Annotated in this window: 9 protein-coding genes and 2 tRNA genes; 2 read left to right on the forward strand and 9 right to left on the reverse strand. The window is 46.6% G+C overall.

What is annotated here, in order from left to right; translation table 11 throughout:
• Positions 1-241: hypothetical protein (locus G470_RS0110020; protein ID WP_028274701.1), on the reverse strand; the 241-nt coding region annotated here is incomplete at its 3' end.
• A 189-nt stretch (positions 242-430) separates the two neighbouring features.
• On the opposite strand from G470_RS0110020, the gene G470_RS13930 reads away from it, so the two are divergent.
• Positions 431-1,180 carry an alpha/beta fold hydrolase gene (locus G470_RS13930; protein WP_051258539.1) on the forward strand — a complete coding sequence of 250 codons (750 nt, stop codon included), beginning with the start codon at positions 431-433 and terminating at the stop codon, positions 1,178-1,180.
• A gap of 26 nt (positions 1,181-1,206) precedes the next feature.
• Here G470_RS13930 and glmS read toward each other — a convergent pair whose 3' ends face one another.
• The 8 genes from glmS to G470_RS0110065 form a co-directional block, all read right to left on the reverse strand.
• Positions 1,207-3,012, reverse strand: coding sequence for a glutamine--fructose-6-phosphate transaminase (isomerizing) (gene glmS / locus G470_RS0110030; RefSeq protein WP_028274702.1), 1,806 nt, complete (start codon positions 3,010-3,012; stop codon positions 1,207-1,209).
• Between the two features lie 253 nt (positions 3,013-3,265).
• A complete protein-coding gene (gene glmM, locus G470_RS0110035; RefSeq protein WP_028274703.1) occupies positions 3,266-4,621 on the reverse strand; it encodes a phosphoglucosamine mutase in 1,356 nt (451 codons plus the stop codon).
• A gap of 14 nt (positions 4,622-4,635) precedes the next feature.
• Positions 4,636-5,835: a CdaR family protein gene (locus G470_RS13355; RefSeq protein ID WP_051258540.1), complete on the reverse strand. Its 1,200-nt coding sequence runs from the start codon at positions 5,833-5,835 to the stop codon at positions 4,636-4,638.
• Positions 5,832-6,674: a diadenylate cyclase CdaA gene (gene cdaA, locus G470_RS0110045; RefSeq protein WP_028274704.1), complete on the reverse strand. Its 843-nt coding sequence runs from the start codon at positions 6,672-6,674 to the stop codon at positions 5,832-5,834. Before cdaA ends, G470_RS13355 begins: the two co-directional genes overlap by 4 nt.
• Before the next feature lie 188 nt (positions 6,675-6,862).
• Positions 6,863-7,729 carry an IS3 family transposase gene (locus tag G470_RS0110050; RefSeq protein WP_084172175.1) on the reverse strand — a complete coding sequence of 289 codons (867 nt, stop codon included), beginning with the start codon at positions 7,727-7,729 and terminating at the stop codon, positions 6,863-6,865.
• Positions 7,693-8,244, reverse strand: coding sequence for a helix-turn-helix domain-containing protein (locus G470_RS0110055; RefSeq protein ID WP_028274706.1), 552 nt, complete (start codon positions 8,242-8,244; stop codon positions 7,693-7,695). Before G470_RS0110055 ends, G470_RS0110050 begins: the two co-directional genes overlap by 37 nt.
• 82 nt (positions 8,245-8,326) lie before the next feature.
• A tRNA-Gln gene (locus tag G470_RS0110060) sits at positions 8,327-8,398 on the reverse strand.
• Positions 8,399-8,405: 7 nt separating this feature from the next.
• Positions 8,406-8,487 (reverse strand) — tRNA-Tyr (locus G470_RS0110065).
• Between the two features lie 214 nt (positions 8,488-8,701).
• Between G470_RS0110065 and G470_RS13935 the strand changes: the two genes are divergently transcribed.
• Positions 8,702-9,847, forward strand: a complete 1,146-nt coding sequence (locus tag G470_RS13935) for a hypothetical protein (RefSeq protein ID WP_051258541.1) — start codon at positions 8,702-8,704, stop codon at positions 9,845-9,847.
• Positions 9,848-10,197: the final 350 nt, after the last annotated feature.

Below are 10,197 nucleotides of genomic sequence, written 5' to 3' on the forward strand. Positions count from 1 at the left end.
TGCGTCGTCGCCTAATCTCAACAGCCCCGTAAGAGAACTGAACGGTACGTTTCATTGTTTTCTGTATATCGTATCCTTTTTCTTTATAAGTATGAATTAATTCCAAATCAATCATCTCGATTGCTTTGGAAACCAGCTCACACATGACTTTTGGAAGGTATTGATCTAATCGTATTTCACTGTCTAATAATGTTTCAGAATCCTTTAATATACTGGCAATTTCTGCTATAATTTGATTCATAAGAAGACCTCTTTTCTGGATTTGTGGTTATCTCTAGATTAAGGGTCTTCTTCCTTTTTGTCTACTTTCATTTCTTACCCTACTATTTTACTTTCCGACAACTATTTTACACATAGCAAACTTCGTCTTTAGTTGTCCGTGTGCTAAGCTTGTTTCAACAGCAAATTATTTTATGAGGAGCTTTTCGACATGATAGACTATGAGGAAATTACATCCAGCGGAAAAGAAACGATCCTTTTTATCCACAGATTGGGGACAAGCCGGTGGATTTGGTGGCAGCAAATTCCTGCATTCAAAGATTACCGTCTCCTCTTGGTGGATTTACCTGGTCATGGAAAAAGTGTTTCTACGCCATGGACAAACCTTAAGGAGACCGTCGACCTTATTGCGCAACACGTCATTCAAAACCGGGCTGTGTATGTGGTCGGCCTCTCCTTAGGCGGTCATGTAGCTTTGGAGTTGGTCAAACAGTACCCTGAAAAGATTCAGAGTGCCTTTATTAGCGGCATTACCGTCGAACCGCTGCCGTTTCGTTTTTTTCTTAGAGCACAATCTTGGGTCATCCATCGCGGACAACAAAACCCTCAATACTTAACCAAACTCGCCCGGGATGCTTACCAGTTGCCTGAAGAAAAAATTCCGGATTTCATCACCAACTATCAGCTTCTAACACGTCAAAGCTATGAAACCATCTTCAAAGAAATTATGGACTTCCGCTTGGATGAATCGTATGGAAGCATCGTTACACCCTGCTTCATTGTTGCTGGAGAAGAAGAATCACGCAATAGATTGAAATCTGTCGAAGTCGGTCCTCGCTATATCCCTGGTGCAGGAGGAAAAGTGATTCCCGGTGCGGGCCATACGTGGTCTGTGGGGAAAGCCGACCAGTTCAACCAGGAGTTGAGAGATTGGTTGACTCAAACAAACAACCCCCTCTAGACAGATGTCCAAAGGGGGGGATTTTCTTATTCTACTGTAACAGATTTTGCCAGGTTACGCGGTTTGTCCACATCGTATCCACGGTGCAGCGTGGCGTAGTACGCCAACAGCTGGGTCGGGATGACACTGACCAGTGCAGAAAGCAACGGGTTGATTTCCGGCAGGACAATTTGGTCGCCTTCCCGGTTCAATCCTTCCATCGAAACAACCACAGTGGCAGCTCCACGCGAACGAACTTCTTCAATGTTTCCGCGGGTATGTCCGGCTGTTTCTGCGTTCGTAATCAATGCCACCACCGGCACGCCTTCTTCAATCAAGGCGATGGTGCCGTGTTTCAGTTCTCCGGCAGCGAACCCTTCTGTTTGAATGTAGGAGATTTCTTTCAGTTTCAAGGCCGCCTCCATGGAGACATAGTAGTCCATCGCACGGCCGATATAGAAGGCACTGCGGGTTTTCGATAAATACAGACGGGCAATCTCTTCCATTGTTTCTTTTTCATCGATAACCACATCCATCGCATTGGCGACGATGCCCAAGTCATGAATCATGTCGAATTCAGGTGTTTTGCCTTTTGCACGTCCCAGAACATCCGCCAAAATCGCCAACACTCCGATTTGTGCGGTGTATGCTTTGGTGGAAGCCACCGCAATTTCTGGACCGGCGTGCAACAGCAAAGTATAATCCGATTCACGGGACAATGTGGAACCGGCCACGTTGGTGATGGCCAGTGAGGGGTAGTTCATTTCATTGGTTTTCACCAAAACGGCACGGCTGTCGGCCGTTTCCCCACTTTGAGAAATGTAGATGAAGAAGGGCTTCTCTGTCAACAGCGGCATGTTGTAGCTGAACTCGCTGGCTACATGCACTTCCACCGGAATGCCGGCTATCTTCTCAAGCAACTGCTTGCCGATCCACCCTGCATGGTTGCTGGTGCCGGCCGCGATGACGTAGATCCGATCGCTGGCCAACATGGCCTGGATGATTTCTTCATCGATTTCCAGCTCTCCATTTTTGCCTTGGTAGTTTTGAACTAACTGCCGGATGACGCCCGGCTGCTCGTCGATTTCTTTCAACATGTAGTAAGGGTAGGTACCTTTTTCGATGTCGTTGGCGTCCAATTCAGCTGTGTACGGTACACGTTCTTTTACGTTTCCATCCACGTCTTCAATATGAACAGCGGTATCGGTCAACACTACTAATTCTCCATCCATCAATTCCATGAATTGATCGGTATAGCGAATCATGGCCATCGCATCGCTGCACAAGACGTTAAAATCTTCTCCAACGCCGACCAAAAGCGGGCTTTTGTTTTTCGCTGCAAACACTTTTTCCGGCTGTTCACGGTCTGCCAAGCCCAGTGCATAAGAGCCTTTCAATAATTGAACGACTTTTTTGAAGGCATCGAATGTTTCCAATCCTTCTTCTGTGAATTTCGCAATCAAGTGGACGATGACTTCCGTATCGGTTTCGCTGTGGAACGTGACGTCCTGTAAATACGCTTCTTTCAACTCGCGGTAATTTTCAATGACGCCGTTGTGGACCAATGAGAAGCGCCCGTTTTCAGATTGATGCGGGTGAGCGTTCATTGCGCTCGGTACTCCGTGTGTTGCCCAACGGGTGTGGCCGATGCCGGCAGTTCCCTGGGCGTCCTGTTTCACTTCTTGGCGCAGCTCTTTGATTCGTCCTTTTTCTTTGAAGAGATTCCCTTCACCGGACGTATTCATGACAAAGATGCCCGCAGAATCATATCCACGGTACTCCAACTTTTCCAACCCTTGAAGCAACACTTCCTTTGCATCCTGGTTTCCGATGTATCCCACAATTCCGCACATAGCGATCCTTCTTTCTATGACCTAGTTTTTTTATGAATTAAGTAGTCTTTTTACAAATGTTTTAAAATTGGTATACTCTTATGCTTCCCCTTGAACTTGCTAGTAAATAGTAACTTAACGGATTTTATTTGTCAATGAAAAATATGTGTCATAATTGGTATAGGTCGATTCGCCATGTATAAATTCGTATGTTGATCCAAAACAAAAAAGCAGACCCGCGGGCCTGCTTTTTTTGCGTTCTTCTGTTCTTCGTTTATTCGCTGCCGATTTCTTCACGGACCACATCTGCAATCCGGTTGACATAGGTCACTACTTCCTGTTCGGTCGGTGCTTCCGCCATGATGCGCAACAACGATTCGGTTCCGCTTGGGCGAACCAAAATCCGGCCGTTTCCGTTCATTTCACGTTCCACTTCATCGATGACCTCTTTGATGGCTTCGTTGTCCATCACGTGGTGTTTATCCGTTACACGTATGTTCACCAATTTTTGTGGGTAAGTAGTGACTTCTTCTGCGAGTTCAGACAATTTTTTGCCAGTCTGTTTCATCACATTCAACAATTGAACTGCAGACAACAAGCCATCGCCTGTTGTGTGGTAATCCAAGAAAATAAGGTGTCCGGATTGTTCGCCGCCGAAGTTGTAGCCATTTTTGCGCATTTCTTCTACGACAAACCGGTCGCCCACTTGAGTTTTCACAGAAGTCATGTCGTGCTCTTCCAACGCTTTGTAAAAGCCGATGTTGCTCATGACCGTGGACACAATGGTGTCTTTTTTCAAGCGGCCTTCTTCTTTCATGAATTTTCCACAGATGTACATAATCTTGTCGCCGTCGACAATGTTTCCAAGTTCGTCTACAGCGATTAAACGGTCGCCGTCTCCATCGAATGCCAGCCCTACATCGGCATCTTTTTCAACAACCATTTGGGCCAGTTTTTCCGGATGGGTGCTTCCCACCCCGTCGTTGATGTTCAAACCGTCTGGAGAGACTCCCATAAGATCAAAGTCGGTTTCCAAGTCAGCAAACAAACGAGTCAACAATGGGCTTGCCGCACCGTGTGCACCGTCCAGGACAACTTGAATTCCTGAAAGGTCACCGTTGATGGTCTGTGTCAAGAACTGGATGTATTTCAATACGCCTTCTTTGAACTCTTCAGACGTTCCCAGTCCTTCGCTGCTTGGACGTGGCAGTTCATCTGTTTCTTTGTCCAATAGTTCTTCGATTTCCGCTTCTTGTTCATCCGACAGTTTGTATCCGTCTGCTCCGAAAAACTTGATGCCGTTGTCTTGAACCGGGTTATGGGATGCAGAAATCATAACGCCTGCTGTCGCTCCCTGCATACGGGTCAAATAAGAAACTCCTGGAGTAGTGATGACGCCGAGACGCATGACCTCAGCTCCAATGGACAACAACCCCGCGACCAATGCATACTCCAGCATTCTTCCTGAAATACGGGTGTCCCGTCCCACTAAAACACGCGGGCGCTCCCCTTCTTCGAGGTGCGTGGACAAAACATATCCGCCGTAACGGCCCAACTTAAACGCTAATTCCGGTGTCAATTCTTGGTTTGCAATCCCTCTTACTCCGTCGGTTCCAAAGTATTTTCCCATTGTATACTCTCCTTTTACTGATCGTTTTCACTTGAACTGTCGGGCTGTTGGTTTGAACCAACGCCGTTTTCTGCTGAATCGTTCTCCACACTTGAATTTGTCGTTGTGTCGTTTTCAGTTGTGTCGCTTGGCTCTTCGTCCGCAGTGTTTGCGGTATTGCTTTGGCTGCCACTGGTGTCTTCTGCATTTTCTTCTGATGAATTTGTTTCATCAGATTCATCATTATTCGCCTCTCCATCGTTTTTAGGCGAGACACGGATAACCACGTCCAACTCTTCCGGCATTACTTCTGTGATGCCATCCGGAACCGGTAACGGAACTGTACGCAACGTTGATTCCGTCACCCCAGAGACATCTACTTCCACCACAAAATTTCCCATGTCTTCCAACAGATTCTGTTCCCCCGTCACAAGCACACTCTCGTTTTCGCCTTGCTCAAGTTCCAAGGTGTACTCATAATTCGGATCAGCCGTACCTGTCTGCCGCAATGCAACCGGAAGACTCTTTTGGGTTCCTTCCACAGGTATGTACACATCTACTTGGGAAGGTTCAATATTCACATTCAACAACTCTCCTGAAGCATCGAAAACCAATATCGACAATGTTGCCTCTATGTCTTCTGTGATATTGCCTTCTTCCGGCACCACTACAACCGCTACCTGGTTGACTTGTTCGACAGTGGATGCAGCCCCGGAGATCACGACTGTGTCTTGAGAAAGCTGCGGAGTCCCTGCCTCATACCCGTCTTCCAGATAGGCGGTATCAAATTCAACATTGATGTCAAATTCCTTCGTCACTTTTTCTTCAATCACCACGGGAAACTCCGATGGCATGATGCTGTAGTCCAACTGGTTGGAAATGCCTTCCGCCCCCAACCGGATGACGTGGGTTCCGGGCCCCAGGTCGTCTAAGTCGGGTGTCACAATTTCAAAGTTCCTTGTCGCCAATGTTTGGGTCAAAATCGCCTGCGGCCCTTCCAACCGAACCGTCGCCGTCTCTGGAATCCCAGAAACAAAATAACGGTCTTTGTCGATGTTGATACCGATCGGAATATCCGTCAGCACCTCCACACTGGTGATGCTTGCGCCATTAGACGGGGTGGTGGATTGCACCCGGGAGTTGTTTTCGTAGTGGACAAAAGAAAACAACAAGACCGCAAACAGAAGGGATAGGAGACGGGACGGCCAAGGACTTTTATTTGAGCTGCCTTTCATTTGTCAGCTCCTCCTTTCCTGAACCCTTCCGCCAACTTCTGAAAGAAGTTTTTCTCGTCCTCTTCTTCAGACACCAATTCTTTCCTCAAATAAGTTTCCAATTCTTCTTTGGTCATAGGAGAAATCAAATTCCCCTGACGTGCAACGCTGATTTCCCCTGTTTCTTCCGACACAACCACTGTGATGGCGTCGGAAACTTCACTCAATCCGATGGCCGCCCGGTGACGGGTTCCCAGTTTTTTCGGGATGGCCGGACTTTCAGAGAGCGGGAGATAGCTTGCAGCGGAAGCGATCTTAAAGTCTTTCAATATGACTGCGCCGTCATGAAGCGGCGTATTTGGAACGAAAATATTGATCAACAATTCCCCTGAAACATCTGCATCCAACGAAATGCCTGTGCCTATATACTCTTCCAAACTTGTATCAATTTCAATGGACATCAACGCACCGATTCGGCGTCTGCTCATATATTGAGTGGCCCGGGAAATGTCTTGGACCAACTGTTCACTTGGGTTGATTTTCCGTTTACGCGGAAACAAGGACCCTCTGCCCAAGTGTTCCAGACCTCTCCGCAGTTCGGGCTGAAAGATGATGATCAACGCCAATGCGGACCATTGAATCACATAATCTACAATATATTCCGTTGTTCGTAGTTCGAAAAACGAACTGGCAAATTTAATGAGCAGGATCACGCCGATTCCTTTCAATAACTGAACCGCCCGTGTTCCTTTCACAATTTTCATCAACTGATTGATGACAAATGCGACAATAGCAATGTCTAACAGATTGATCAACGCCCGCCATGTAAAGAGCTGTGACCAATCAAAATCAAATGGCATGAATGCACCTCCTGAAACTTCACGTATAGCACCACTAGTATACCACAATTCCTTATGGAGACAGACTGTTTTTTGTTGGGGACGAGCTCCTCAAAGCGTTTTGTTCCCTGCCGCCGTAGGAAGCGCCTGCCTGTTTTTTGTAAAAAAAAGAGCCGCACGGTGGCGACCCCCAAAAGTTAAAGTTTTTATTACGCAGCTGATTGGCTGGTTTGAGTTCGGTATTCTACTGGACTCAGGCCAGCCAATTTTTCTTTGGAGCGGACATGGTTGTACCAGTCGATGTATTCAATAATTCTTGCTTTCAATTCTTCATAACTGACCAGCTTTTCTCCATAGTACATTTCTTGTTTGAGAAGCCCAAAGAAATTTTCCATTGCCGCATTATCGGCACAGGTCCCTTTTCGGGACATGCTTTGGAAAACCTTATGGTGTTTCAACGTCTTGACCCAGCGGTTGTGTTGGTACTGCCACCCTTGATCCGAGTGGAGGGTCGTGCGGAATCGGGCGCGTTTGCGGACAATCTCAACGGCCTCCATAAGCGGCTCCATCACAAAGTCCAATGTCGGCCGTTTATGGAGGCCGTAGGCAATGACTTCTCCGTTGTAGAGATCGAGAATCGGGCTGAGATACAGTTTTTCCTCCCCTGTGCACTTGAACTCTGTGACATCTGTGACCAGTTTTTGTAAAGGAAAAGGCGAATGGAACCGCCGGTTCAACCGGTTTTTCGCCACGGTTCCTACTTTTCCTTTATAGGAGTTATATCGGCGCGATTTCCGCATGAACTTCACACACTTCAAATCCATCTCCTGCATAAGGCGGTACACTTTCTTGTGGTTGACGCAGTGTCCCAATTTTTGGATTTCTTTTGTGATCCGTTTGTACCCATACCGTTCCTTAAACTGAAAGAAGAGCTGCTTAATCAGTGCTTTTAGCGACTGATCATGATCTTCTTTCCCGAACTGCTTCACATGGTAATGGTACGTAGCTTCTGGCAGTCCAATGACCACCAGGATATCTTTTAGTTTGAATCCTTCTTGTTTGAGTCCGAATGCCACGGCTGTTTGTGCTTTTCGAGAAAGGCATCGGGGTTCTTCCGAAAAGCTCTCAACTTTTTTAGGTACGCATTCTCCAATCGTAACAGTTCGTTCTCACGCTCCAGCTCTTCACGGGTAGAGGGCTTTTTCGGTCGATTAGTTGGTTTTTTGGACATGGATGGACGCCCCTTTGGTTTTGGTTTCAGGCCCTCAATCCCGCCTTCTTGGAAGGCGCGAACCCAGTTCGCAAGAAGGGTTGGGTTATTCATGCCGAAGGCAATGGCTGTCTCGGCATAACTCGAGCCTGTCTGTCTCATAAAGTGTAATGCATCCATCTTGAATTGAACAGAGTAAACGGTCTTTTTCCGTTTTCTTTCTAAACCGTCCATACCAAATTCTTGGAACGCGCGCACCCATTGTCTGAGAGGAGCGGGAGAAGGCATATTGTACTTCTTCGCCAACAACTTATAGCCCAACGGACCATTCAAGTACTCCTGAACCACTTGCCATTTGAATTCTGAACTGTATTTTGCCATAGAAAAGACCCCCAAAAGGTTAGTTTTTCACTCTAACTTTTGGGGGTCAGTGCCCACAGTATCCTGTGCGGCTCTTTTTTAGCTGGGCTACCAGGATTCGAACCTGGGAATGACGGGACCAAAACCCGTTGCCTTACCGCTTGGCTATAGCCCAATAAAAATGGAGGGGGAGAGATTCGAACTCCCGAACCCTGAGGGAGCGGATTTACAGTCCGCCGCGTTTAGCCACTTCGCTACCCCTCCATAATCCAAAACAACAATTCATATTATAGCAAGGTTACAAAAAATTTCAACCCATCTTTTGCGTTTTTTTAAGACAAACCTACTTTTCAACAAAAAAAGCTGAACATCCGCACTTCTTCCTCAGAATACCGCTACTTTGATTCCTCGCCTAATGTGGACTTTTTTCGAAAAAAGTTTCTGCTATAATGAATGCAAATAGAAGGAAGGAATCACCATGCCGATACCCAGACAGCTTTTGACTGAATGTGCATTGGCCAGTTACAAGCAGGCAGCCCCTGTCCAGCTGAAACGTGTTTCCTTCATTAAAAAATGGCAGAACGAACGGAAACTGAAAAAAATGACGGAACAACTCCACGCTGATTTGCAGGAAAAGAAAGATCAGACAAAAAAGTTGGTGACGGCGTTTATTTTAGAAATCGACAGTCAACGCCTTCTCTTTGAGCGCCCTTTTCTCCGGTTCTTTTTGGAAAAGGGGTATCTGGACGTGGCAGAGGCTTTCATCGACCGCACACGCGAACAAGACAGCGCTCTGAGCACTGAAGAAGTTTACCAAGCAATGCGGAATGTGTGGATTATGAACAGCTTGCAAATTCACTGGAATCTTCCGTTGGCACTGACTCCAGCCGTCTATGCCTACAGTTTGTTGTATCCCTATACCGACAATTACTTGGATAACCCAGCCGTGTCTTTAGAAGAGAAGCAAGCATTCAATGAACGGCTGTCCCATGTCATCGCCGGGGAAAAAGATCACTCCACACGTGTCTTTGAGTTGATCGGACTGATCGAAGAGCAGTTTCCAAGAAACCAGTTCCCGGACGTTTTTGACAGCATCCGGTTCATTCATGAAGCGCAGACCGCCAGTATGAAACAACACCAATCGCTTTCTGATGAAATGGTGCTGCGGTTGTCTTTTGAAAAAGGCGGCTCATCGGTTTTGGCGGATGCTTTTTTAGTGAAAGGTAGCCTGACACAAGAAGAGATGCAATTTGCGTTCAATTACGGCGCGTTCCTGCAACTGTTGGATGACTTGCAAGACATCGACGAAGACAAAGCGGAAGAACTCCGGACTCAGTTCACTCCCGATAAAACAACATTCGATGAAGAAATTCGTCAGTTGATCGGCTTTATCTACAAAACGAACCCGTCCGAGGATCAATCGTTAATGAAAGACGTAATCCGTTCTTGTACATTAATGATGGTGATGGAAGTGGTCAGCCGTCAACCCGAAGCTGTTTCCCGAAAATTGTACCGCGAACTCGAAGCCGCTTCGCCGGTAAAGTTGTCTTTTTATCCAGAGATGATGTCCTTCTTCCAAACAACATTTGCAGACCTAGAGGAACGCTATGCTATGCAACACTAAATACAAAAACATACTAAGATTAGTAGGTAGAAACCTCGACGGGGGTTTCTGCCTACTATTTTTTCTTTTATAGAAGTATAGTAAGGGTGAAAGGAAGCTCGAACAAGCTCTCGAGGACCACGAGTCCGAAACAAAAACAGAGCTCCTTCACTGTCATTTCTCAATCAGGTTTAAGTATGTGGGACCATGAGTCCGGGTAAAGGAAATGGGATACGAAATGAAGCAGTGAGGGTCTTTCAATGTGAAGAAGAAAGAGAGGAACCCAAATGACCTATGTACTGGCATTAGATGTTTCTATGGGAAAGAGCTACGCCGTATTATACCAAGCGGAAGTATGTATTTGGGAAGGG

The organism is Atopococcus tabaci DSM 17538 (assembly GCF_000429585.1).
GTDB classification, from domain to species: Bacteria; Bacillota; Bacilli; order Lactobacillales; family Carnobacteriaceae_A; genus Atopococcus; species Atopococcus tabaci.

Coding starts and splice junctions, on each gene's coding strand:
- G470_RS13935 (WP_051258541.1), top strand. CDS start 8,702: ATGCCGATACCCAGACAGCTTTTGACTGAATGTGCATTGGCCAGTTAC.
- G470_RS13930 (WP_051258539.1), top strand. CDS start 431: ATGATAGACTATGAGGAAATTACATCCAGCGGAAAAGAAACGATCCTT.
- G470_RS0110055 (WP_028274706.1), bottom strand. CDS start 8,244: ATGGCAAAATACAGTTCAGAATTCAAATGGCAAGTGGTTCAGGAGTAC.
- glmM (WP_028274703.1), bottom strand. CDS start 4,621: ATGGGAAAATACTTTGGAACCGACGGAGTAAGAGGGATTGCAAACCAA.
- glmS (WP_028274702.1), bottom strand. CDS start 3,012: ATGTGCGGAATTGTGGGATACATCGGAAACCAGGATGCAAAGGAAGTG.
- cdaA (WP_028274704.1), bottom strand. CDS start 6,674: ATGCCATTTGATTTTGATTGGTCACAGCTCTTTACATGGCGGGCGTTG.
- G470_RS13355 (WP_051258540.1), bottom strand. CDS start 5,835: ATGAAAGGCAGCTCAAATAAAAGTCCTTGGCCGTCCCGTCTCCTATCC.